Source organism: Psychrobacter sp. P11G3, from assembly GCF_001435845.1.
Classification (GTDB): Bacteria; Pseudomonadota; Gammaproteobacteria; order Pseudomonadales; family Moraxellaceae; genus Psychrobacter.
In genome coordinates, this window is record NZ_CM003596.1 from 1,349,634 (window position 1) to 1,374,641 (window position 25,008).

Sequence of the window (25,008 nt, forward strand, 5' to 3'; positions counted from 1 at the left end):
GTAAGCTTTAACCAGTTTATATAAAATATAACCTACCAATTTAGTTTTTATTAGTTAAGCACAGGGCAGATTAATACTGATATAACCCAACCTGTACTCATGACTTTATTTATGTTTAACTTTCACTTTTTTTAAAGTGTCTTTTGAAAGAGTTAAATTAGTATCGTAGGAACGTTCATCATAACTATTATTGGGGTTTTCATTATAGTAGCCAACATTAGCAAATGCTTCAGATACGATTTTTCTCTTGATATGATCTACTTTACTATCAAGTATAACGTTATTTGTAACTGTACCGCATTCGTCAATTTCTACTTGCATGTTAATAGCTAGTATATCTTGTGAAAATTCATCTCTAACTTCACTGAATTCCACTTCATTAGATTGTACCTCATGCTTATCCCCTGAAGCATCTGTGAAGACTAGAGTAGAAGGAATGACTATAGTCTTTTCTGAATCTGCAAATTTAATACTCATTTTAAAATCTCCAATAGTTTTAAGAAAGTTTGTTTAAATAAGAACCTTAAATCTTACAAGCACCGCCAGCACAATCATCTTCCATATCCGCTTGGGCATCGTTCGCACCATCACGAGTGTTATGGTAGTACAACGTCTTCACACCCATTTTATAAGCGTTTAGCAAGTCTTTTAGCAATATCTTCATCGGTACACGGCCGCCAGCATAACGAACAGGATCGTAGTTGGTGTTGGCAGAGATACTTTGATCGACGAACTTCTGCATGATAGCGACCAGCTTTAGGTAACCGTCATTGTTTGGCATTTGCCATAGTAGCTCGTACTGATCTTTTAGCTTATCGATCTCAGGCACGACTTGCTTTAAGATGCCATCTTTTGACGCTTTGATAGAGACCAGACCACGTGGTGGCTCGATACCGTTGGTCGCGTTGGCGATCTGACTAGAGGTCTCAGACGGCATCAAGGCGGTTAGGGTAGAGTTGCGTAGACCGTGTTCAGTGATCTCGCCACGTAGCGTTTCCCAATCGAGATGTAGCGGCTCTTGGCAGATTTTATCCAAGTCGGCTTTGTACGTATCAATCGGCAAGATGCCTTGTGAGTACGTAGTCTCATTGAACGCAGGGCACGCACCTTGCTCTTTTGCCAATTTGTTTGACGCTTTCAAGAGATAGAACTGTAATGCTTCAAACGTCTGATGAGTCAGACCAAGCGCGCTGTCGTCAGAATAGCGTGCGCCATTCCTAGCTAAGTAATAAGCGTAGTTAATCACGCCCACACCGAGCGTACGACGACGCATACTGCCGTTTTGAGCCGCTTTTACGGGATAGTCTTGATAGTCGAGCAAGGCATCAAGCGCACGAACAATTAGCTCAGCTGGCTCTTCGATGTCGCTGACGTTTTCGACTTTACCCAAGTTGACCGCTGATAGCGTACAAAGCGCGATTTCGCCTTCTTCGTCATTGATGTTATCCAGTGGTTTGGTCGGTAGCGCGATTTCCATACATAGGTTTGACTGGCGAATCGGCGCAACCGTCGCGTCAAATGGGCTATGCGTGTTGCAATGATCGACGTTTTGGATATAGATACGACCCGTGCTGGCGCGCTCTTGCATCATCAGGCTGAACAAATCTGCTGCTGGGATTTGACGGCTACGTACGTTAGGATCATTTTCGTATTTGGTATACAACTCTTCGAACTTGTCTTGATCTTCAAAGAACGCATCATACAAGCCTGGCGTGTCACCTGGTGAGAATAGCGAGATGTCTTGACCTTTGATGAGGCGCGTGTACATTGTCTTGTTTAACTGTACGCCGTAGTCCATATGACGGACACGGTTGTCTTCGACGCCGCGGTTGTTTTTGAGTACCAGTAATGACTCAACTTCTAAATGCCATAGTGGGTAGAACAACGTTGCAGCACCGCCACGGACGCCACCTTGTGAGCAGCATTTAACAGCAGTCTGAAACAGTTTGTAGAACGGGATACAGCCAGTATGCTGTGCTTCGCCGCCACGGATAGGGCTACCAAGGGCACGGATACGACCTGCGTTGATGCCGATACCAGCACGCTGTGACACATAGCGTACGATGGCGCTAGTAGTCGCGTTGATAGAGTCTAGGCTATCACCACATTCGATCAGTACGCACGAGCTAAACTGGCGCGATGGCGTACGCACACCTGACATGATAGGCGTCGGTAGTGAGATTTTGAACTCTGAGGTCGCATCATAGAAGCGTTTGACGAAATTAAGACGGTCTGACTTGTCGTATTGGCTAAACAGACACATACCAACCAGCATGTATAAGAACTGCGGGCTCTCATAAACAGTCTTGCTCACGCGATCCTGTACTAGATATTTACCAGCCATTTGCTCAACAGCGGCATAAGCAAGATTCATATCGCGCCAGTGATCAAGGTATTCTTCTAACTCATCAAATTCAGCACGGCTATAGTCCGCTAGAATATGCTGATCGTATTTGCCAGCGTCTGTTAGCGTTTTGACATGGTCATACAGATGCGGCGGCGTGAATCGGTTGTAAGCAATCTTACGTAGATGGAAGATAGCCAAACGCGCAGCTAGATATTGATAGTCAGGCGTGGTCTCAGAGATGAGGTCGGCGGCAGATTTGATGATGGTTTCGTGAATATCACGAGTCTTGATACCTTCATAAAACTGGATGTGCGACTTTAGCTCAACTTGAGACACAGACACGTTGTCCAAGCCGTGAGCTGCCCACGCTATTACCTTGTGAATTTTGTCTAAATCAATAGGCTCTAAACGTCCATCACGTTTGGTTACTTGGATTTTGTCAATATGTGTCATGCTGGCCTCTATTTTGATTGCTTATTGTGATGCTGCGCGCCGAGTGGGCGGCAGACATTCTTTATAACGCTATTATGCTGGGTTGTGCTAGCTGGTTTTTTTGGGCAAAAAGCTACCACTACTCATAGTGATGGTTAAAATCACTGAGTACTACATATAGCGTGTTTGTTAATTGGTAGGCACAATATAGCGGGAAAATTTTGAAAATACTATATTGATTTTAGAATAAAACTATGTTGCTACAAGGTTGTAGGCAGTCCAAATTTTGGCAAAGGACGATGGGATAAGGGTTAGACGCAAATGCGGTCAATAATAAAATTTTTGTAAAAATATCGTGAGATTTACTTTTCATTCTCTCGGTTATTGTCGACTGATAATGGGAGTCATAGCGGCAATAATGCGGGCGCAGATTGTACATCAAACCACAAAAAATCGCCACCCATATGTTATTACTAGCGAGTGACGATTTGGACTAAAAAGGCGTGAAAGTTTTTTATACGACTTATAAAACAATACGAACCGTTTTTGCATTATCAAGTGAGGCATAAAGCGCATTCACTTGCTCAGCAGCGGTTAGGTACAAATTAACCCGTGCTGAGTGAAAACGACCCGTTTTAGACGGTTTAACTTCGATAGACGCCAAATCAAAATCAGGGAATTGGCTACCCAAAATTAGCTTCACTTCATTAAGCAAACTCTCACGCTCGCCTTCATGACCGATGATGCTTAGTGGGTAGTTCATCGGGAACTCCCAAAGCTCTGGGTTTTGAATATCGGTCTTTTTGCCTACCAATGCGCCTTTATTTGGCGTCAGGTCAGTGACTTTAACTGACGGCTGATTGCTGGTTGGGTTATTTGTGCTGTTGTCGTTGTTGTCTTTTGAATCATCACTCATGATATGAGCCTCGCTTATATAGGTAAATAGGAAAAAGTTAATCAGTCATTAGCATTAAATAATTAAGTAACTAACATTAAGTCATTCGAAAATCGCTGCTATATGCATTCAATTAGTTAGACATCTGCTCAAATCATGCCAAAATCATAACGCCAAAAGCTGAGACAGGCTCAGTGTAGACATTAGTGGCACTTAAATCAGTCAGGCTATAGTCGATTCAATTTAAAAGTAGTACAAGGCAACCGAGTGTAGATGTACATGTGATACTTCAAGCGAGGTTAACGCTGTCATACTTTTATAGTGGAATGGCTATATTAGGCAGAGAATATATGCACTGTTTATAGTGGTCTATGAGCGATTATTCAAGTGAAGTCTGTATTTAGTCCGTTTCATCTTAAAGTAGTAAGTTAAGTGGCTTTTATTAAAACTATTAATGGAAGCTATTATTGCAAATAACCATTGATAGGAGTGATATCAGGTGGAATATCCGCCTCTCCCAATGCTTCTCTTAGATTAATCTCGATAGTGCGTGACAAGGCAGTCAAAGGTAACTGATTAGCCGCCAAACCAAAAGGCTCTTCTAACTCTTCACTAAGCGCATCCAGACCAAAAAAAGTATAAGCAATCACCGCACAAATTAATGGGGTTGCCCAACCGAGTGATGCCACCAAACCGAAGGGCAACATAATGCAATATAAATAGGTCGTGCGATGTACCAGCAGCATGTAAGCAAAGGGCAGTGGTGTGTTATGAATGCGCTCGCACGCTGCCAGTACAATTGTCATAGAGGTCAGGCGTTCATCCATATTTTGTATGACTTGTTCCGATACCAGTCCTTGACGCCGAATATCGCCAAGCTGTTTACCCATTAGGCGCATTATATAATCAGGTACGTTTTTCGCTTGGCGCATACGGTCATGGTGTATCGCTGCAACAAGAGGCTCGATATCCGCCCAAGGTGGCGTACCACGCAATCGGTGGCGCACAGCATGGGCAAAAGAAATGGTCAGATATACCATCGTTCGCTGAGTATCGTGTGCAGTCGCATTGTCATCCTCGCCATCATCTATGGCATTCGCATCGTCATCATCTATAAAAGACAGCACTTGGCGCGTTAAGCTACGAGAGTCATATACCAGCTGACCCCACAGTCCGCGCGCTTCCCACCAACGCTGATAACTGGCATTGTTTCGAAACCCAAGAAACAACGATAAGGCAATCCCGAGCAAGGTAAACGTTGCCATACCATAATAAGGAAACGAGTCAGGCATCCAGTGCTGAATAATCGTGATGAGCGTACTAAGAATAGTAATCAGCAAAATTTGCGGATAAATTTTTGGAATGATTGATCCACGTAGAGTGAAAAATATCTTAAGGGCATTGGGTGTTTGCCGGACAATCATGTCAGTTTCCTAGCGATGGGGTATATGTAGACACTATTAAATGTCACGTGTGATTCTAATATAGAAATGAGTTCTGTAAAGCCCAAAAGGCTATAAATTTATTCAAACTAAAGAGTAAGGTGATTACTTAAGCTTGATAATTGAGATAGCTATAGGAGTTAAATCCTCGCCAAAAGAGCGATGTTTTTATTAATCTACTTTATGTATGTTAAAATGATGCAAAATATCACTTCTTAACTCTATAAAAGCTGCCACCACAAAGATGAATACGCCACCCTAGCTGTACCCCTCCTCAGTAATGATTGCTTCCTATAGCAATTACTCTTATAAAGCGTCTGACGCTTTTTCTTGTGCGCACGCACTGCTTTAACGTTTGTATCACTATTCGATATATCTAGTGGATCATAAAAATTATCCCACTAAAAATATGTTATGACGATAACTCGATAACTATGCTCGTTCACATTTTTATATTTATCATTTGATAGGCAATGGGCAACGTGTCTGGATATCAAAGGGTATAAACAGAGATGTGCCTAGATAGCAAAGGATCTAAATAAAGATGTGTCAGACTTTTCATGTGAGATGATTTTTAACTACTTTTTAGATACTTTCCAAATAGATGCTTTCTAAATAGTGATTAGATACTTCGTTTATTGACAGACTAAAGCAGTTCTCCAAAACTGAGTTAAATATGTTAAATACAATTAAAGAGCATTGGCTATCCAATGCGCGCGGCGATGTCTTGGCTGGCATGGTCGTCGCTTTGGCGCTTATCCCTGAAGCGATTGCGTTTTCTATCATTGCCGGTGTCGATCCCCAAGTAGGGCTTTATGCCTCGTTTTGTATCGCGGTAGTGATTTCGTTTGTTGGCGGTCGTCCAGCGATGATTTCGGCGGCGACTGGTGCGATGGCGTTACTAATGGTGACACTGGTCAAAGATTATGGCTTGCAGTATTTGTTAGCAGCCAGTGTGCTGACAGGTGTTATACAGATTATCTTTGGCTTCTTAAAGCTAGGAAATCTGATGAAGTATGTGTCTCAATCCGTAGTGCTCGGCTTTATCAATGCCTTGGCTATTTTGATTTTTATGTCGCAGATTCCTGAGCTGATGCCGCAGGCAGGTTCAAACCTAGTACATGTTTATGGTCTGGTGGCGCTAGGTCTCGTCGTTATCTATGGCTATCCATATATCCCAAAGATCGGTAAAGTGATTCCATCGCCATTGGTCAGTATTGTACTGGTCACGGCTATAGCCATCTTATTAGGTGCAGAGGCGCGTACTATCAATGATATGGGCCAGCTGCCTGATACCCTGCCGATGTTTTTGATACCTGATATTCCGTTGAACTTAGATACATTGATTATTATTTTCCCGTACTCTATCAGTCTGGCGATAGTGGGCTTACTTGAGTCTATGATGACCATGACTATCGTAGATGATTTAACCGACACCAAAGGCGACCGTACGCAAGAGTGCAAAGGTCAAGGTATTGCCAATGTGGTTAGTAGCTTTTTTGGCGGGATGGCAGGCTGTGCGATGATTGGCCAGTCGATTATCAACGTAAAATCAGGCGGTTATACACGTCTTTCTACTCTAGTAGCAGGCGTATTTTTATTATTAATGGTGGTGTTTTTAAGTGATTGGTTAAAGATTATTCCAATGGCTGCATTGGTCGCTGTGATGATTATGGTGTCTATCGGTACTTTTAACTGGGGTTCGTTTAAGGAACTAAAAACCAAGCCGTTACAAAGTAATGTGGTCATGATTACGACTGTCGCTGTGGTGGTCGCAACGCATAACTTGGCCTATGGCGTATTGATTGGCGTGCTGCTGTCAGCATTGTTCTTTGCCAATAAGATTGAACGCTATATGAGTGTGCATAGTCACATGGATGAAGCAGCGCAAACGCGTTATTACCGAGTTGACGGACAAGTATTTTTCTCATCAGCAGAGCGTATGATTGACTCCTTTGATATTAAAGAATCTGTCTCTAACGTGGTCATTGACGTGTCGCGCGCGCATTTTTGGGACGTGACAGCAGTCGCCGCCATAGATAAAGTCATCATTAAATTTCGTCGCGAAGGCACTGAGGTAGAGTTAATCGGTTTGAACGAGGCGAGCCAAGCGATGATAGATAATTTCGGTGTGCATGATAAGCCAGATGCTGAGCAAAGCTTAGGCGTGCATTAATTTAGCTACGTATTAATAGTGTCATATTGATAAATATTATAAAGCTGAGTGTATCTCGGCTTTTTTTATGCAGATTAAAACCTGATTAGAAGATTATATTCTATTACGGATAAATATTTTAGGAGGCAATAGATAATCAGAAGGGACAAGATAGCTAGAAGAAAAGAGGGTGATAATTTAGAAAATGGTGTGATATTAAGATAATTAATCGTTATATTGAAATATATAGATGTTTTATAGTGGAACAAAGTGTTTCTAAAGATTATGAGAATTTTTTAAAGCTTTAACAGCTCTTTTGCAACTTCATTGAGAAATGTTTCGATGTTAGCTTCATGACGCTGATAAAACGTCCATTGTCCATGGCGTTCGGACGTAACCAATCCTGCTTTTTTTAACACACCCATATAATTTGAAATGGTTGATTGCGACAATCCAGCTTTTTCTTGGATGTAGCTGACGCATACCCCATCCAGATTAGCGTGCTCTGGTAACGACGCTGGAAAGTTCGATCTGTCCTTCAACCACTTTATGATTTGACGACGCATGGGGTTGTTAAGTGCAGATATTATGTTTTCTGTATTCATAAAATATGTGATATCGATACCTAGTTAATAATCAACAACTGTCAGAGTGGAACATTAGATTTTTAGCTTACTCATTATGGGTCTAAACACTAAAGCGGAGTAGAATCTATCTACCACCAATGTGTCAAACATATACAAATAAATGGCTACTAGTAGGATACTGTTTATAACTAGCGTTTGTATTCTGACTATACGTTTCTATAATAGTAGAGTATACAGCCAAAACTAGATTAATTATGACAGTTGTACTGTCTAGTCATCGGAATATTGTCGAATAGTAACAATATATGACGGGTAAAAAAAGTCTGTATCAAATCAAATTTAACACTAAACGTTGTTACGACTGACTTATTAAATACACGTTAGTTCTTTGCAAAACCAGCAGTAAAATAGTATTAGAAAGCTTCTGACATGACAAGGGCGTGTTGAATATTCAACACGCCCTTAATGTTTTATGTTCTTCAATTTTATTAAGATTTTTTGTTAATCTGGTTAGCGTCGCGGTCGTGTGCCAAAAAATCTAATAAACATAGTCGTAATATTTTAGCTTTTTAGAAATGTCTCAATTTTTGGTTTAATAGTCATAGAAACAATGACCATTAACGTCAATCCTACTGGTAATGCAACTAGAAACCCTTCTAACCAGCCGTTCAAAAATGCCGTTTGATTGGCAAAACCAATCGTCTTTGAGGCGGTGCTAAAGGCCAACATAGACTCCATTATGCAAGCCATCAATATGCCTGTGATGAGGTTACGTTTGTACGCTTTGGTATTAGGTAGCTTATGATTAATGTATTTTGTGACCAGACCCATCAGTAAGAAGCCAATCGGCATAATCGCATACGCTGCAAGTAACGCTCTAGACCAGTCTATAAAAAATGTATCGGAATACCCGACATTCATATAGGTCATCACACCTGTTAAGAGACCACCTATGACAGTCATCAAAGCAAGGATTAATAACACTTTGTAGAGCAACGGTGTTTTTTTAACACCATCATTCTTAGCGCCATTGTTTTTATTACCATCAATGAGCAGGGTCTCGGTATTTGCTGGCATAGTATTTGGAGCCATAGTTATTTTCCTATCATAAAGAGCGATTAATTAATCGGTGTTTTTTTCTGCTTGTCGATCGCTTACAGATTGGTCTTCTGCAACACCTGCTTTCCAGTAAGAAAATGCATATAGTTCGTCTTTAGACCACTGTTGCTCGACCTTTAGATAATGACGCAGGGCTTTGACAGATGAGAATTCGCTAGCGATATAAGCAAAACGGCTCTGTTCTGCAGTTGGCAAATCGAGAGATTTCACTGTGTCGATTAATTGGCTGCCTTGCGTTGGATCTGGGTTGTGTAACCATGTCATGGTGATATTGGCCGCTGTCGACAATTCTTGCTCATCTTCTGTACCGTGTACTTCAATGATGCATTGACCAGTCGCGCTGGCAGGCAAGCTTTCTAATATCGAGCCGAGCACTGGTATCGCTGTGGCATCGCCAATCAATAGAAAATTATCTGCATCAGGACAAAGCGCTTTGGTTTTAGGCTTCATTAAGATACCAATCTCGTCGCCAACCTCAGCATGAGTGGCCCAACCTGAAGCAGGGGCTTCGTCACCATGAGCGACAAAATCAATCCAGATCTGTTGTTTTGCTACATCAACGCCGCGATGAGTATAAGTGCGAATAACGAAAGTAGTATTGTCATTTAGGTCAATTGGCTGAGCTTTATCGACAGGGATAAGCACTTTGTTGTTTGCACCAACTGTCATGGTCGCGATATTGGCAATAGTATCTGCTTGGCCTGTGAGGTATATACGGATGTAGTGCGGAGTAATCATTTGCTTGTGAGCAACAGTCATGATTTCGCGTACGGGTTTTTGATTTATTGTGTTATTCATGTGGATCTGTCCTTACTTATTTATCGGTAGTCTTGCTGCTGCTAACGTTGTCTATCATGGTGCGACTGACACGGAAAAATAACGCAAGCTCTACGAGGCTTAAATCTTTCGTTAATTGCTGCCTTGTCCATTCTTCTGCTGCATCAAGCTTTGTCATAACTTGTTCGCCTTTAGGGGTCAGCTGTAGTAATTGGCTGCGACCATCAAGCGGGTTATCTGTCTTCAAGATTAGCTCAGCCGCCAAAAGGTCATTTAAGGCACGAGTGATTTGCGCTTTGTCTCGCTGCATGTGTTTAGAGATCGATAGCGCAGTACTGTTTGGGTTATAACAGACACCTTTTAACGTTCTGATATTGGTCACGGACAACTCGACACCTTGCTGGCGAATGCCTTCTAGCAACAGGTTGGTATAGGTATGCATCAATTGATGTAGTGTTTCGCTCAATGAATTATTAGACATAAAAACTCTTTGATATAGTTGATAGGAGCAACTATATAGAATAAGGTTGATAGTGTCAACTATAAAGTGATTTTTAAAGGAGTGTCTGTATCTATAGTTAGATAATTTTCAATGAAATAAGTTATTAGGAAGTAAGAAAAATAAGGGTATATATTGAAGGAGGAGCTCTTGGATTAAAGGGTTTTATGACTAGGAGGCTTTGTAATTAAGAAGATTTTTAACTAACAAGCATCGTGATTAACAAATGCTGTGATTAATAATTTCTAGAATTAAAAAGCAGGCATAAAAAAAGCTGAGATATACTCAGCTTTTTTATTTTTGGCAACTATCTGAAACCTATTAGTTAGGCTCAGTATTTCTCTGAAAATTTAATCATTTTCAAGGAAAGAGCGCAAATGCTCAGAACGTGATGGATGACGCAATTTACGCAATGCTTTTGCCTCAATCTGACGAATACGCTCACGCGTTACATCGAACTGTTTACCGACTTCTTCTAGCGTATGATCCGTTGGCATATCGATACCGAAACGCATTTTTAGGACACGCGCTTCACGCTCAGTCAGGTTGCCGAGTACATCACGAGTCGCTTCTTGCAAACCAGCAGCTGTTGCATCATCAACAGGGCTTGAAATCGTACCATCTTCGATAAAATCACCTAGGTGCGAATCTTCATCATCACCGATAGGGGTTTCCATAGAGATAGGTTCTTTAGCAATCTTCAGCACTTTACGGACTTTAACTTCGTCCATCTCTAAGCGTTCGCCTAATTCCTCAGGCGTTGGCTCGCGCCCCATTTCCTGTAGCAACTGACGTGAGACACGGTTGATCTTGTTGATCGTCTCAATCATATGCACAGGGATACGAATGGTACGCGCCTGGTCAGCGATAGAGCGAGTAATCGCCTGACGAATCCACCAAGTGGCATAGGTCGAGAACTTATAACCACGGCGATATTCAAATTTATCAACGGCTTTCATCAGACCGATGTTACCTTCTTGGATAAGATCCAAGAACTGTAGGCCACGGTTAGTATATTTTTTGGCGATAGAGATAACCAGACGTAGGTTAGCTTCAACCATTTCTTTTTTCGCGCGGCGAGCTTTTGCTTCACCAACCGCCATACGACGTGCCACATCTTTCATATCGTGGATTTTCATGTCGAGCTGCTGCTCGTAATCACGGATGCGACGTTGGAGTAAAATAACGTCATCAGTGACTTTTTCTAGCGTACCAGCAAATGCAGGCTTACCTTTGATACGTTCAATCAACCAATCAACATTGGTTTCATTGCTAGGGAAGGTCTTACGGAACTCTTCACGCGGCATACGACCACGGCGAATCACCAAACGCATGATTTGACGCTCTTGCTTACGCACGTCGTCATAGACGTCATGCATGATGGCCATGACTTGGTCTGACAAGCGATTGTTTAGCTTTAGCATCATAAAGCGCTCAGCAAGTAGAGCATACGCGGTATCAGCCTGTACGCTACCACGGCCATAATCAAGCAATGCTTGCTTGGCTTTGATAAATAGATGCTCGATTTCTTCTAGGCGTAAACGAACTTCTTCTGGATCAAGACCACTGGTTTCTTCTTCAGCTTCTTCTTCAACGTCGTCTTCGTCTTCATCGTCATCATCAAGCGCAGCTGCTTTCGCATTGATCTTGGCTTTGATAACCGGTGGGTTTTCTTTTTCTTCTTTAATGCGCTCACGCTCTTCTTTCGCTGCCTCTTTTGCTTCTTGGGCTGCGATTTTGTCTTCTTCGGTTTCAGGATCTAAGAAACCAGTGATGACGTCAGATAGTTTCTTTTCGCCATCTTGTACTTTTTCATATTCGTCAAGGACGAACTGTACGGTGCCAGGCCAATAAGCCATGGCATGCTGTACATCACGAATACCTTCTTCGATACGCTTAGCAATGGCAATCTCGCCTTCGCGAGTTAGTAGGTCAACCGTACCCATTTCACGCATATACATACGTACAGGGTCAGTGGTACGACCAGGCTCAGTTTCAACAGAAGCGAGTACTGCCGCTGCCTCATCTGCTGCCATATCATCATCGCTTGAATCATCGTTCATCAAGATGTCATCGGCATCAGGAGCTGATTCAAAGATTTTGATACCGACATCGGTCAGCATTTGCACAATGTCTTCGATCTGATCGCTTTCGGTAATAGAGTCGGGCAGCTGGTCATTCACCTCAGCGTAGGTAAGATACCCTTGCTCTTTGCCCATTTGGATTAAGGTGGCCAGTTGAGATGTGGACTTAGAAACTGACTTATCGTTCATAAATACTCGCTTACTTGCATCGGACATTTTTATATTGTGACTCGCTATCGCTCGCTCTTTGCGTTGATCTTATCAATCGATTGATCAAAATATGGCGTAGAGGTTGTCAATAATATCAAAAATGAGTTGATATGAATAAAGGCTCAAAACACTACAATAACAATGCTGATAAACAGCTAAAAATTAGAAAAGCTAAAAAGACTTCAATATGGTACTTAAAAAAATACAGACTTAATAAATAGTATCTAAAAGCTGATACGTAAAAATAATACCTAAAATTTGTGCTTAACGATGCATGCTCACAATCATTCACCAAGCAGTGCTGTCAATATACAGCGACACAGTTTAACACAGACCACAGTCGTCAAGCACGAGCTAGTGATAGCTACCGACCATTTTTTACTGATTATTTACCACCAGCGAAATGATTTAGGAGCGACTCATGCTACTGGGCATAATCATTAGTAGTGGGGGCAGCTGCTAGACTTTTAAAGGGTCGCCATTTGAAATTAAACATTAAGACTGCACAGTGACCATCTGGGCAGATTGCTCTGCCTGCTGTGCCCGTAGCCAATCATTCAATAATTGGGTTTGTTTGCGAACGATCGCAAGCTTAATATGATCTGGGTTCTGTATCAGCTCTTGTATTTTTTTCTTCATGTTGCGCTCAAGCAGCTGACTGACTAGCTCTTCGATTAGACCATCAAGCCCCAAAATATTACGTGCAGTTAGCGCTTTATAGAAGCCGCCCCAATTACGGCTGAGCATGTCTTGGGTCGCAGGCTTTACGTTTGATAAGATAAAATGCGCCGCTGCATTGACGTCTTTTGGTAGGTAATTAAGACAGCGCTTGATGGTGCTTACGATGTCTAGCAAAGCAGCATCTTGCAAGTCTTCCCAGGCAAGAGGACGTAGGGTATCAGGCGATGCTTTTTGTTTTATATGGGCAGGTAGGTGTAAGCCATTAATCCCTGACTGTTGCCAAATCGACTCAATAGGGTCATCGATTAACGCGCGCGGCTGAAACAAAAAGCACAGCTGCAATTGCTGACTGATGGTCATATCACCATCAAAATCTAGCAGCGCATCTTTGGCCTCGACATTCTGACTGCGCCTGCCGCCAAGCTTTTGATAAACGTCATTGTTGAGCAAATAGCGAAAGCTACTGCCTTTGGGTAAGGCGGTCGTCAACGAGCGTACTTGGGACATGAGCTTGGCTTTGCCTTCAGCCAGACTCATGTCATAACGCTCACTCAAATACGCAAAAATATACTGTGATAGCGGCATGGCATTAGCGATTTGCTCACGCATGGCATCGCTGCCCTGACTCTTAATAAAAGTATCAGGATCATGATTGTTAGGCAGGGTTAAAAACCGCAGCTCTTTGTCATCGGCCAGTACAGGCAGCGCAACTTCAAGTGTACGCCAAGCGGCTTTTTGTCCTGCACTATCCCCATCAAAGCTCAAAGTAAGCGTTGGATTAAGTGTCAGTAGACGCGATATTTGGCTTTCATTAATCGCTGTACCCATCGAGGCGATTGCCCCATAGATACCCGCTTGATAAAGGGCGATCACATCCATATAGCCTTCGACCACCAGCCAGCTGTCTGCGCGCTGCTGACGTGATTCATAATAGCCGTATAGTACATGCTGCTTATGAAAGACGGGCGAGTCTGAGGAGTTGATATATTTAGGCTTTACTTCGTCATCGAGCGCCCGGCCACCAAAGCCAATGGTGCGGCCTTGATTATCACGAATTGGGAAGATGACTCGGTCGCGCAATAGATCGTAGTCGCGGCCAGACTCTGATTGACGTACCAATCCTAAGGCTTTTAGACCCTCAATATCCTGCGGAAATTGATGCTCAAGATGCTGCCAACCAAATGGCGCATAGCCAAGACCAAAGGTCTCAAAGGTGTCTTCGGTGATACCGCGTGATAAAAAGTAGTGTTTGGCATGGGGATGCGTGGTCAAATTGTGCTGATAAAACTGTTGGATCTGCTCTAGCAGCTCATATAGATTGCCATCTTTATCATCGCTTTGCTCAATACCATGAGCGTCCTGCATACCAGCGCTAGTATCGGTATCTGTCAGCCATGCTGGCGGATAGCCACTGTCATCTGAATGGTTTGGTGAATAAGGCTCTGAGGAATACGAGTCCATCGAATAGGACACTGAATCATACGCCTCTAATGGTGGAAAGTTCTCGTAGCCCTGATTGTCATTATAAATGGGCTGGTCGATGTAGTTTTGGTCACTTTGGGCAACATTATTTTGATGATTGTCTTGATAAATGTCTTGACGATTATTTTGATGGTTGTCTTGATTTGTACCGTCTTGACCTACTTTGCTATGTTCTACAGTTGGGCTAGGCACATTGTACACAGGTGGCGGTGCAATGGGTTTGGGTGCGCGACGTTGATAACTAACGTTTTGCTGTTCTTCTTTCGGTACTTCAATGCCTGTTTGTTTTGATAGTTCATTGACCGCTTCAATAAATGTCAAATTTTCATAATCACGCAAAAAACTGATGGCATTGCCACCGACGCTACAGCCAAAGCAGTGATAGATGTTTTTTTGTGGATTGACATAAAAGGAAGGCGATTTTTCACCGTGAAAAGGGCAGCAGCCTTTATATTCACTACCAGCGCGTTTGAGCGTGGTGTGTTTGCCAATGATGCTGATCAGGTCAGCTTGGCTATTTAGTTGTTCAAGAATATGGTTAGGAATGCTCATACAAAAAACAGTTTACCATAGGTCGATTATGTTGGGGCAGAGGTAATAAGGTACTGCTAGAAAAATAAGGCCAACATAATGTTGACCTTATTATCAATGAATACAGACTGTGTTAGCTAGGCTAAAAGACTTTACGTAATCAATTATTATCCATATCGCTCACACTGTCGTCATTTAGCGTAGTGCGACGTGTTGGATTGGTATTTAGGGGATCGACGTTGGCTTCTCTTGCAGTTGAGCCAGTGCTTGATTGACTGGTCACGCGCTCAGCTGACGCTTCAGGCAGACCTAAGCCCACGCTAATACCATTACGTGCGGCAGCATTATTGGCGACTGGAGTATTGGCAGGCGTCGTATTTGTCCCTGCTAGTCTCAACTGGGCTGCATTACGAATCATTTGTGTCTTAGTTGCGCCGTTATACTCGCCAGACGCGACTGATTTGTCAGTTGTGTTCGAACGACCAAGCTTGCCAAAGGTGATTTTATTGAGCCAAGTACGGTCACGTTTGGTGCTTAATTTCACACTACCATTGCTGGTTAGCATTTCTGGGTAGTTGATCTGCAACAGCGTTTTGTACTCATTGGCCAAATCGGTTAGACCAAGTTTTTCATGGCTATAGGCTAGTACCGCAAGAGCATCTGGCGTTGACTCACTCAGCGGGTAGTACTGGAATACCCATTTGGCACGGTTAACCGCTGCTACATAAGCTTCACGCTCGATATACCAATTGGCTGCGCTCATTTCGCTCTCAGCAAACTGATTATAGATAAACGTCATACGCTGAGCGGCATCTGGTGCATATGGGCTGTTTGGATATTTATTAATAAGCTCTTGGAAGTTGGCAAAGGCAATACGCAAATACGCGGTATCACGCTCAGCTTGGTTCAGTTTAAATAGCTTTAGGCTCTCAGATGAACCTTCCATATTAGCTACACCGCGCACATAGTAGGCGTAGCTGACTTGTGGGTTAGACGGATACAGACGGATAAACTGCTCAGCACTTGCTGCCGCCATCTCATACTTATCGCCTTCGTATTGTGCATACATCATGTCAAGCAAGGCTTGTTCAGCGTACTGTCCGGTTGGGTAGAATGTGCGCAGATTGGTCAGCTCTTCGATACCTTGGATATAGTGACCTTTGTCAATCTGATTGACGGCCTCGTTATAATACCCTTGCTCTGATTTTTCAGCTGTTTCTACTGCTTCACCATCTTTGGCGCCAGTTAGATTTTTGAAAGTCTGGCAACCCACTAGATTGACGCTAAGCGCCAGTAGGGTTATTGAGGACAGTTTGATAAACGTATTGCCAACAGCTTGCATACTTCTTCTCCGACACAAGACGCATAATAGCAGCGGCGCTATCATGCTATATAAAAGGTTAGTGATAAAAAACGACGCTAAATAGCCAGCGATCCACCAGCAAAAATTTTTTATCGAATGCAGTTTTTGTTATGACGTATTGTACTGATAGATTGGGTTTGATACATAGCGCTTGCATAGTAAGCCAGTCATAGACCACATGCACTTAACCATAATTAAACGGCTTAAATGGCAAACACGGTCAACAAAACCCAATGCTATTTTTATACTGTATCTAAGTACGGCATTCGCATACAGTGCCATAGCATACAGCAAAACATGGCTATACTTTATAGAATAACATTTGCTACGTCTATTTTTTCGCCATCTATATTGTATAGGCAGTTTAACATGAGCGGCTGTCACGAGCGATATCGAATGTCGCTAGCATGAGTAAATATACAGTAAATTACAGCAATGTCATGTTCTAGAGAGTTAAGCGAGGCATCTTACAGCTCAAAAGCATGCTCAAAAATTATCAGATAGCATGCAGCTTCTATAGGGCTTATGCGTGCGACATGATACACTAGAGGGGTATTGTCTTCGCTTTTTTGTACCTTAAAGGTGGTTATCTGCCATTTATAGGCAAAGACTATAATAAAAAAACGACAATTTTTTATACTGATATTTATAATACTATCTTCGAAGTCACCTCACAAAACACTGTCAGGGACTTTGCCATGTATCAATCCGCTATGAATAATGATGCCATGACTACCAATTTATCACCGAATCAATCGCTAGATACTGATTCATCAGCACAAGAGTCACCAATGCCAAATGATGTTTTGAACAATAATGAGCTACCTGATAATCAAGCAATGATGAGTGAGCAAGTGCATGATGATGCGCTTGATAATGAAGAGTTGCTCATCGATGATGGTAATGATCTGAACGATAGCGACATTGATGATAATGATATTGATGACAGCGACATGGACGGCGACGACGATGAAGCCCCAGTAGCGGGTCAAGCTGTACCAGTGATTGTAGATATGACGCATGTGGTCACAGAAGATCAAGCTGGTCTGCGTATTGATAAGGTCGCCTCACAAGCGTTTTCAGACTTTTCGCGGGTGCAACTCCAGAACTGGATTACTGATGGTAGTCTGCTCTATAACGGCAGTGTCCAAAAACCGAAAGTCCGGGTCAAAGCAGATGACGTATTGCATCTATCAACGACGTTACAGCAGCATGGCGAAGACCAGCCAGAAAACATAGATATCGATGTCGTCTATGAAGATGATGACGTACTGGTAATCAATAAACCTGTCGGTATGGTGGTTCACCCAGGCGCGGGTAACCAAAACGGCACTTTGGTCAATGCATTGCTATATCACTATCCTCAGCAGCATCATTTACCGCGTGCAGGTCTGGTGCACCGTATTGATAAAGACACCTCCGGATTGCTATTGATTGGTAAAACCAAACCTGCTCAGATGGCACTGATGGAACAACTAAAAGACAAGTCTGTTTATCGTCACTATAAGTGTGTGGTGGCAGGGGACCAAGCAAGTTTATCTCGTCATCGTCGTATCGATGCACCGATTGGTCGACATCGTAATCAGCGTACTAAAATGACGGTGATGACCGCTGGTCGCGAAGCAGTAACACATCTGCTAAATGTCACGCCATTGAACGAAAACTACTGTCTGCTAGATGTCGGGCTTGAGACTGGACGTACGCATCAAATTCGTGTGCATCTAAGTCACATTACTTATCCATTAGTCGGCGACCGTGTCTATGGTGGCCGTCGTCAATTGCGTTCTGGATTGACAGAAGCTCAGCGTCAAGCTATTAATAATTTCCCGCGCCAAGCACTGCATGCCTATACGTTAGGATTCGTACATCCGACGACAGGTGAAGACATTGAAGTAACGACGCCACTACCTGAAGATATGCAAAAACTGATGGCAGTACTAAGCGACGGTTATTATGAAGAGTAAACGCTAACGTTTACTAGATGAGAGGTGAGAGCGAGCAGCCATGACGAACACGTTCCCGATGACAATGATTGCGCAAATTGATAATGTGGCTATTTTTCAGACGGCTGCTTTTTTGCATGATGATATTGATGACTCTGCTGCTAAAAACCAGCGTACAGGGTATGAGGGTCAGTCAAATTACGGTGAGCTGAATTTAGGCCTCCATGTCAATGATAATGCACTGCAAGTATTAAACAACCGCATGAATCTATTAGCTGCTATCAATGAGCAACTGACAGATAAGTCTGCACAGAACGAGCAGCATGCGGCCATTAATCGCTTACATTGGGTCAGTCAGGTTCATGGTAAACATATTCATGATGTCGATGCTACTACGCTGAATATGGCGCCAATGTCTGCTGATGCGATGGTTAGTCAACAATGTGGTCGCGGTCTGGCAATCATGACGGCGGACTGTGTACCGATTGTCTTATATCAGCCCACCAGTGGCAAAATCGCAGCGATTCATGCAGGCTGGCAAGGATTGGCCTGTGGTGTCATACAAGAAACTGTTAATCGATTTACTGATTCAGGCCCTATACAAGCTTGGATAGGTGTTTGTATCAGTCAGGAAAACTATGAAGTAAATACAGACGTTCGCGATAAGCTATTGGCTGGGTGTATAGCCAATCAGACGTTGCCAGAGACGCATATCGATGACTTTGTGTCGCTATTTTCTATATCGTCTTATGATGATAAAATAAAGCTAGATTTGCCGAAGCTTGCCGCCATGCAGTTAGAAGCTGCTGGTGCTACGGTTGTGAATGATTTGCCTGTTGACTGTAGTTACGCAAATACTCACTATTACTCGTATCGCCGCCAGACTCATATGCAGCAGCCTGCCACGGGTCGGATGGCACTGGTCATCGTCCGTCGCTAATAGTTTTATGGTCAGCGAACTACTAAACCGCTACGATGTTACTCTCCCTAGATGTACTATATGTACAATCTACGGTTGGCTGCCTTGTAGCTGTTTTAGATTTCTTTGACTATATAATAATGAGTAGTGGAAACGAAGTGATAAACAATAAAAAAACAGCAGATTATTCTGCTGTTTTTTTTATTTAAGTGCTACATGTTCTATTAACATAAGGTCTGTATTAGTACACCATATGTATTAGCAAACGGAGTCGCTAGATTTTGGAACTGACAAGCCAAATAGAGGACGTAAATACAATGCCAAGAACGTACCTGCCATTGCCAGTATGCCCCAGATATAGCCATGTAAGCTAAAAGAAGCGATACCACCAAAGTAAGCACCGATATTACAACCGAACGCGAGACGCGCACCATATCCCATCATCAATCCGCCGATGACTGACGCTGCAAAGTTACCAGCAGTAATCTTAGTAAACTTAAACAAGCCACCCGCAGCAGAGGCGATAAACGCGCCAATGATAATGCCGATATTTAATACAGTGGTCGAATCTGCAAAGATAGAAGCTTCAAGAGCCGCTGCATTAGCCCCTTGCCAATAGCCCCAACTAGCCACATCCATACCAAAACCGCTTGCAATTTTAGAGCCCCATAATGTGAATGCTGACGTAATGCCCCACGGTTGACCACGTGTAAGTAATGTCAGACCGTTAAGTAAAGCTAAGACGATTGCGGCAGCAAAAAGCGGCCAAGAACCACGAAAGATTCGTTTCCAGCCAGACTCAGAAGGCACGGGAGCCATCTTCGGTGCGTTTCTTTTTTTCTCAACGACTAACGTCACCCATGCGATAATGCCGAATATGGCTAGCGACACCAGCCATGCCCCTGTATAGCCAAGACCTGTAGAGGTTGCCAAAGAGAAAGGTGCATAAGCAGGCATCTCTTCTGTCCAGAATGGCAAGTGATAAGCCCCAATCGTGGCGCCCACTATGAAGAAAATAAAGGTGATAAACATAACAGAGCGTCCACCGCCTACTGCATAGAGCGTACCAGAGGCACAGCCGCCGCCCAGTTGCATGCCGATACCAAATACAAATGCGCCTACAACTAGACTGACCCCTAATGGCGCGACATAACCTGCGACAGGACCGCCAAACAGCGTCGTGCCATAAGCAAGGATTGGCGCAAATAGCGTAACAGCAACCGCCAACATCAGCATGTGTGAGCGCATCGCTTGACCGTTGCCCACTGCCATCATACGTCTAAAAGCAGAGGTAAAGCCAAAGCGGGCATGAAAAAGGGTATAGCCTAATAAAAGACCTATGCCAAGTAGCAATGATTGAGATATATGTTGAGTGGCTAATAGATACGCGAGCACTATCAGTCCTACGATGCCACCACCCATAATCAAGGATTTTTGCGGTGCATTTAAGGCTAGATCATCTCTGACGATAGGATCTTTTGTGTCGTTTACAGGTTGAACGAGAGTAGTCAAGGTAATAGCTTCCTTATCCGATGATGTTATCAGATATTATTTTTATAAGAATTTATATGAGTATAGTTACGCAGGTTTGCAGAATTGGAAACTGTATTTCTGTTAATTCGATTGATTTGGTTAAGCAGTAAGAAGCGGTACATCATAATCCTATTGTCATTAATGTAAATACGGAGAGATTAGAAGAAATAGAATTAGTATATGATGATATGGAATAAATAAACCGTTGTGTATATGAGCTGATATTAATAGTTGTCTATACTGCTGATAATTATAGGTTTATTAGGTATCGGGAATTTGTTTGTGTCATATTATTAGTTAATGTGACTGACTTATTTATACAAAATATATTAAAAGTATATATGGTCTGATTAGTCAGACTTTAATAAATAACTTAAAAACAAAAATACGTCTGATACAATGGACTTGAATTCAATGAAGTTCATCGCATATATACTGGTATGTATACGCTGACGTATAGAGACTATGTAATTAAAGACTATGTAGTTATAAACAGTGCAATCAAGGACTATGCGATTGCTCCATCACCATTGATGTTTCTACCAGTTAAATTGATTAAAAGAAGCGTTGCTTGATTCTGTTGTATCGTTTGAAAGCTTAAGAGCCTGAGCTATCGATAAGTACTTATCAGTGAAAGTGAAGTCACTAGCTATCGACTGTGGCTAAGTATCCAATATTTTATAAGTTTTATATTCAACCAATTATTTATTATTAGAGTACGTATGAATACACCTGCTAAATCGTCTGAAACCTCTACACCTACTGATAACACGCCTAATGTCTCAATCGCTGTTATCTTCCATAGTAATTATGGTCATACTAAGCGTGTCGCTGAGGCGATAGTACAAGGTGCGCATCAGCAATTGCCAGCCGCGCAAGCCAAGGCTGTCGATGTTTATGATGTTGATTGGGACTACTTAGATCAGGCAGATTTGCTGGTTTTCGGCAGCGCAGTGTATATGGGTAGCGTGACGGCTGAGTTTAAGACCTTTATGGATGAGACTTCTAAGCGTTGGTATCATCGTAAATGGGAGGGTAAATGGGCAGCAGCGTTTGCCAATTCGGGCGGCCTGAGCGGTGATAAACTTGCTGTATTGCAGCAGATTTCTCTATATGCGATGCAACATGGTATGAATTGGATTGGTCTGCCATTGATGCCGACAGGTCATGAGAGTCATGATTTGAACCGTCTGTCTAGCTTTTTGGGATTAATGACTCAGTCGCTTGATGGGCCACCTGAAGAGACACCAGGTTCAGGAGATATTAATACTGCTATTTGGTTTGGTGATCATCTAGCCAAAACGATTATTAAGCATCAACCAGCTGACACTAAACCTTAAAAACAGCTAGAACCGACAGAGCAATCAAATAAAAAAGCAGACATTATCGATGTCTGCTTTTTTTTGTGCCAGTTTTTATTGAACGATAAGTGCTATTAAGCGCTAGGCTTTTATTGAGCAACAAGCTTAGTAGGGGCAGGCTTCACGGGGATAGGACTGTCAACGAATTGAAATGATTGACAACCTCCTAACAGCATCGTTGCTATTAGCAAATAGGTAAAGGCAAATGACTTCATAGTAATATCTCAAAAACGATTTTAGCCCAACGATATGTCACGATTATTTATCATTAGAAGTCACAACAGTGAAGAGTCAGGCTTATTTGCAGACATTATATATAAAAATCAGCTGCTGATAGCAGTTTAAAGGCGATATATGTATTCGGTACTGTTTTTACGCAGGCTATCTCGCTGTTTATAGTATGGCTTATCTAACGCTTCGTTTGATTTGTCATATATAAAATTAAAGCTACTTATGAAAACAATGTCTAATATTGAGTAGCTGAGCAGTGAATAAAGTCTACAAAACGTATAGTTATTCCTAAAATTGAAGTTATTTGCCAATTATTCGCCAACTGTTTGATAGTATCTATAGGCATTTTAACGGGTTGTGTTATAAATAAGAATAATGATAATATGTTGAAAGCTGACCAAATAGTCAAGTATCCTATAGTACGAGTTTTCTAACAAGATTGTTCGATGAATGCTGATATTTGCAACCAGCTTACCTGATATTAAAAAGCACGATGTGCTGATTTTTTTATCTCTTAAGAATGTATCAGCGAATAAAACAGAATAACCGTACTTGAACGGTTGCAGCATGATGTAAACCAAGTGCTTACGTTCAGCATTTAAGCCGTCAAAAGCCTTATGCTTATCTTCATTATTTTATTTTAGCCGAGTCTTGCTATGATTAGTTTTTACTTAAATGGGAAACGCCACGAGCTAACCCAGCTTAACCCTAATACGACGGTGCTTGAGTATCTACGATTGCATGAAGGCCAAACGGATACGAAGGAAGGCTGTGGTAGTGGTGATTGCGGAGCTTGTACGGTTATGGTTCAGCGCCTACCTAACGCTAGCCAGCAAGCGCTTAATGATGGAAATGGCGACGAAAAAAATGTGACGCCTCCGTTCTATACAGTCAACTCCTGCATTACGCTAGTGTCGCTCATGGATGGTCATCATCTGATGACGGCTTCTTATTTAGCAGATAATCCAGAACATCACCCAGAACGTGCTTTGCTGCATCCGGCACAGCAAGCGATGGTTGAATGTCATGGGTCACAGTGCGGTTTTTGTACGCCTGGGTTTGTGATGTCGCTGGCTTGTGTTTACGAAAACAATCGTATGCAGACAAGTCAAGAAATAGCAAGTCAGAATGATACCAAGCAATTAAGCTATGATGAAGTGGTTGCTTCAATCTCTGGCAATCTATGCCGCTGTACAGGTTATCGACCGATTATCGAGGCGGGCCTATTGATGAGCAATATCGGTCAGCAGAGAGAGGCGGAGCAGTCGGCGGTGAAAGACTTGACGATCAGTCTCGCGACAAATGCGATGAACAGTACAAAGGAATCAGCAGTCTCTACAAATGTGCCAACTGAATTAAAGAATGAAGAGCTGAAAGCGATTGCCCCTGCAATCAGTGATGCTGGGCGACAGTTATATATGCCCAAGTCACTAGATGAGCTTAACCAAGTATTAGCGGCCTATCCGCAGGCTACGATTTGGGCAGGCGGTACGGATTTGGGATTGAGTGTAACCCAGCATTTGGTTGATCACGAGGTCATTATCCAGCTTTCAGGTGTCGAGGCACTAAAATCATGGTCATTACTTGACGCAAAGTCTGACTCAAACAGTCAAGAGTCAGATAATGAGCAAGCTTCTAGCCAATCACTAGTATTAGGTGCTGGCATGAGCTATCAGCAGATGTTGCCTGTGCTTGAGCAGTATTTTCCAAGCTTTGCGCAAGTATTTGAGCGTATTGCTTCTCCGCAAATTCGTAATATGGGCACCATCGGTGGCAATATAGCCAACGCGTCGCCGATTGGTGATTTACCACCGATTTTATTGGCGTTAGATGCGTCAATTCATCTTCGTCATTGCGCGCCTAATCGTGCAGAATCGGATAATAGCGATTCGATTTATATAGATGAAATCATACCTTTATCAGAATTTTTCTTAGATTATAAAAAGACCAAACTGCAAGCAGGCAGTTACGTAGTCGCTATCCATATTCCTCTGATGCATGACAATCAGCACTTATTTATTCATAAAATTAGCAAACGTTATGAGGATGATATTTCAGCGTGTCTATTGGCTGCGCGAATTGATATATCAGCAGATGGCATGACGATAGAGAATGCAAGGCTTGGACTTGGCGGAATGGCTGCCATACCATTATTGGCCACAACCTGTCAGCAAGCGCTCATTGGGCAAGCGGCTGAAATTGCGAGTTTTGAGCAAGCAGCACAAGTTTTGTCTGCAGACGTTACCCCTATGACTGATGTTAGAGCCAGCCGTGAATATCGCTCACATGTGGTACAGCGTCTGCTGGTGAAGTGCGGTAAGCAGTTGGTAGCAGGTAGACAGACTGAGACTGCTTAATTAGCAGAGTTGTAAATTGCTAATACCGCCTTATCGTTATATTTGCCAAAAAAAGAGCAT

Annotated in this window: 17 protein-coding genes; 5 read left to right on the forward strand and 12 right to left on the reverse strand. The window is 42.6% G+C overall.

The window, feature by feature from the left end:
* Nucleotides 1–105: 105 nt before the first annotated feature.
* The 4 genes from AK824_RS05580 to AK824_RS05595 form a co-directional block, all read right to left on the reverse strand.
* Nucleotides 106–477 (reverse strand): hypothetical protein, encoded by a 372-nt coding sequence (locus AK824_RS05580; protein WP_057759550.1) that lies wholly within the window; start codon nucleotides 475–477, stop codon nucleotides 106–108.
* Nucleotides 478–523: 46 nt separating this feature from the next.
* Nucleotides 524–2,800 carry a class 1a ribonucleoside-diphosphate reductase subunit alpha gene (gene nrdA / locus AK824_RS05585; protein ID WP_057759552.1) on the reverse strand — a complete coding sequence of 759 codons (2,277 nt, stop codon included), beginning with the start codon at nucleotides 2,798–2,800 and terminating at the stop codon, nucleotides 524–526.
* Between the two features lie 502 nt (nucleotides 2,801–3,302).
* Nucleotides 3,303–3,593, reverse strand: coding sequence for a YbeD family protein (locus tag AK824_RS05590; protein ID WP_057762424.1), 291 nt, complete (start codon nucleotides 3,591–3,593; stop codon nucleotides 3,303–3,305).
* Between the two features lie 545 nt (nucleotides 3,594–4,138).
* The gene (locus tag AK824_RS05595) at nucleotides 4,139–5,098 is read right to left on the reverse strand and encodes a bestrophin family protein (protein ID WP_057759554.1); all 960 of its coding nucleotides are present in this window, start codon (nucleotides 5,096–5,098) and stop codon (nucleotides 4,139–4,141) included.
* Nucleotides 5,099–5,792: 694 nt separating this feature from the next.
* Between AK824_RS05595 and AK824_RS05600 the strand changes: the two genes are divergently transcribed.
* The gene (locus AK824_RS05600; RefSeq protein WP_057759556.1) at nucleotides 5,793–7,292 is read left to right on the forward strand and encodes a SulP family inorganic anion transporter; all 1,500 of its coding nucleotides are present in this window, start codon (nucleotides 5,793–5,795) and stop codon (nucleotides 7,290–7,292) included.
* A gap of 275 nt (nucleotides 7,293–7,567) precedes the next feature.
* Here AK824_RS05600 and AK824_RS05605 read toward each other — a convergent pair whose 3' ends face one another.
* The 7 genes from AK824_RS05605 to AK824_RS05635 all read right to left on the reverse strand — a co-directional run bounded on the left by AK824_RS05605 (nucleotide 7,568) and on the right by AK824_RS05635 (nucleotide 16,583).
* Nucleotides 7,568–7,876 carry an ArsR/SmtB family transcription factor gene (locus tag AK824_RS05605; RefSeq protein ID WP_057759558.1) on the reverse strand — a complete coding sequence of 103 codons (309 nt, stop codon included), beginning with the start codon at nucleotides 7,874–7,876 and terminating at the stop codon, nucleotides 7,568–7,570.
* 543 nt (nucleotides 7,877–8,419) lie between these two features.
* On the reverse strand, nucleotides 8,420–8,950 hold the full coding sequence (locus AK824_RS05610) for a DUF2798 domain-containing protein (protein WP_197411819.1): 531 nt from the start codon (nucleotides 8,948–8,950) through the stop codon (nucleotides 8,420–8,422).
* Between the two features lie 30 nt (nucleotides 8,951–8,980).
* On the reverse strand, nucleotides 8,981–9,775 hold the full coding sequence (locus AK824_RS05615) for a siderophore-interacting protein (RefSeq protein WP_057759562.1): 795 nt from the start codon (nucleotides 9,773–9,775) through the stop codon (nucleotides 8,981–8,983).
* Between the two features lie 16 nt (nucleotides 9,776–9,791).
* Nucleotides 9,792–10,235 carry a MarR family winged helix-turn-helix transcriptional regulator gene (locus AK824_RS05620; RefSeq protein WP_057759565.1) on the reverse strand — a complete coding sequence of 148 codons (444 nt, stop codon included), beginning with the start codon at nucleotides 10,233–10,235 and terminating at the stop codon, nucleotides 9,792–9,794.
* Between the two features lie 368 nt (nucleotides 10,236–10,603).
* Nucleotides 10,604–12,526, reverse strand: a complete 1,923-nt coding sequence (rpoD, locus tag AK824_RS05625; protein ID WP_057759568.1) for an RNA polymerase sigma factor RpoD — start codon at nucleotides 12,524–12,526, stop codon at nucleotides 10,604–10,606.
* A gap of 516 nt (nucleotides 12,527–13,042) precedes the next feature.
* Nucleotides 13,043–15,262, reverse strand: a complete 2,220-nt coding sequence (locus AK824_RS05630; RefSeq protein ID WP_057759571.1) for a DNA primase — start codon at nucleotides 15,260–15,262, stop codon at nucleotides 13,043–13,045.
* Between the two features lie 139 nt (nucleotides 15,263–15,401).
* Entirely contained in the window at nucleotides 15,402–16,583 is a 1,182-nt protein-coding gene (locus AK824_RS05635; protein ID WP_057759574.1) for an outer membrane protein assembly factor BamD, read from the reverse strand.
* A gap of 719 nt (nucleotides 16,584–17,302) precedes the next feature.
* Here AK824_RS05635 and AK824_RS05640 point away from each other — a divergent pair.
* Nucleotides 17,303–18,568 carry an RluA family pseudouridine synthase gene (locus tag AK824_RS05640; RefSeq protein WP_413772208.1) on the forward strand — a complete coding sequence of 422 codons (1,266 nt, stop codon included), beginning with the start codon at nucleotides 17,303–17,305 and terminating at the stop codon, nucleotides 18,566–18,568.
* Nucleotides 18,569–18,608: 40 nt separating this feature from the next.
* The gene (locus tag AK824_RS05645) at nucleotides 18,609–19,487 is read left to right on the forward strand and encodes a purine nucleoside phosphorylase YfiH/LACC1 family protein (RefSeq protein WP_057759577.1); all 879 of its coding nucleotides are present in this window, start codon (nucleotides 18,609–18,611) and stop codon (nucleotides 19,485–19,487) included.
* A 237-nt stretch (nucleotides 19,488–19,724) separates the two neighbouring features.
* Here AK824_RS05645 and AK824_RS05650 read toward each other — a convergent pair whose 3' ends face one another.
* Nucleotides 19,725–20,978 carry a YeeE/YedE family protein gene (locus tag AK824_RS05650; protein ID WP_057759579.1) on the reverse strand — a complete coding sequence of 418 codons (1,254 nt, stop codon included), beginning with the start codon at nucleotides 20,976–20,978 and terminating at the stop codon, nucleotides 19,725–19,727.
* A 743-nt stretch (nucleotides 20,979–21,721) separates the two neighbouring features.
* Here AK824_RS05650 and AK824_RS05655 point away from each other — a divergent pair.
* The gene (locus AK824_RS05655) at nucleotides 21,722–22,339 is read left to right on the forward strand and encodes a flavodoxin family protein (protein ID WP_057759582.1); all 618 of its coding nucleotides are present in this window, start codon (nucleotides 21,722–21,724) and stop codon (nucleotides 22,337–22,339) included.
* Nucleotides 22,340–23,247: 908 nt separating this feature from the next.
* Complete coding sequence (locus AK824_RS05660; protein ID WP_057759585.1) at nucleotides 23,248–24,948, forward strand: xanthine dehydrogenase small subunit; 1,701 nt, start codon at nucleotides 23,248–23,250, stop codon at nucleotides 24,946–24,948.
* The last annotated feature ends 60 nt before the right edge of the window (nucleotides 24,949–25,008 follow it).

Excerpts from the sequence above, each read along its gene's own strand:
- AK824_RS05580 (WP_057759550.1), bottom strand. The coding sequence starts at position 477 with ATGAGTATTAAATTTGCAGATTCAGAAAAGACTATAGTCATTCCTTCT.
- nrdA (WP_057759552.1), bottom strand. The coding sequence starts at position 2,800 with ATGACACATATTGACAAAATCCAAGTAACCAAACGTGATGGACGTTTA.
- AK824_RS05595 (WP_057759554.1), bottom strand. The coding sequence starts at position 5,098 with ATGATTGTCCGGCAAACACCCAATGCCCTTAAGATATTTTTCACTCTA.
- AK824_RS05600 (WP_057759556.1), top strand. The coding sequence starts at position 5,793 with ATGTTAAATACAATTAAAGAGCATTGGCTATCCAATGCGCGCGGCGAT.
- AK824_RS05605 (WP_057759558.1), bottom strand. The coding sequence starts at position 7,876 with ATGAATACAGAAAACATAATATCTGCACTTAACAACCCCATGCGTCGT.
- AK824_RS05610 (WP_197411819.1), bottom strand. The coding sequence starts at position 8,950 with ATGGCTCCAAATACTATGCCAGCAAATACCGAGACCCTGCTCATTGAT.
- AK824_RS05615 (WP_057759562.1), bottom strand. The coding sequence starts at position 9,775 with ATGAATAACACAATAAATCAAAAACCCGTACGCGAAATCATGACTGTT.
- AK824_RS05620 (WP_057759565.1), bottom strand. The coding sequence starts at position 10,235 with ATGTCTAATAATTCATTGAGCGAAACACTACATCAATTGATGCATACC.
- rpoD (WP_057759568.1), bottom strand. The coding sequence starts at position 12,526 with ATGAACGATAAGTCAGTTTCTAAGTCCACATCTCAACTGGCCACCTTA.
- AK824_RS05630 (WP_057759571.1), bottom strand. The coding sequence starts at position 15,262 with ATGAGCATTCCTAACCATATTCTTGAACAACTAAATAGCCAAGCTGAC.
- AK824_RS05635 (WP_057759574.1), bottom strand. The coding sequence starts at position 16,583 with ATGCAAGCTGTTGGCAATACGTTTATCAAACTGTCCTCAATAACCCTA.
- AK824_RS05640 (WP_413772208.1), top strand. The coding sequence starts at position 17,303 with ATGTATCAATCCGCTATGAATAATGATGCCATGACTACCAATTTATCA.
- AK824_RS05645 (WP_057759577.1), top strand. The coding sequence starts at position 18,609 with ATGACGAACACGTTCCCGATGACAATGATTGCGCAAATTGATAATGTG.
- AK824_RS05655 (WP_057759582.1), top strand. The coding sequence starts at position 21,722 with ATGAATACACCTGCTAAATCGTCTGAAACCTCTACACCTACTGATAAC.
- AK824_RS05660 (WP_057759585.1), top strand. The coding sequence starts at position 23,248 with ATGATTAGTTTTTACTTAAATGGGAAACGCCACGAGCTAACCCAGCTT.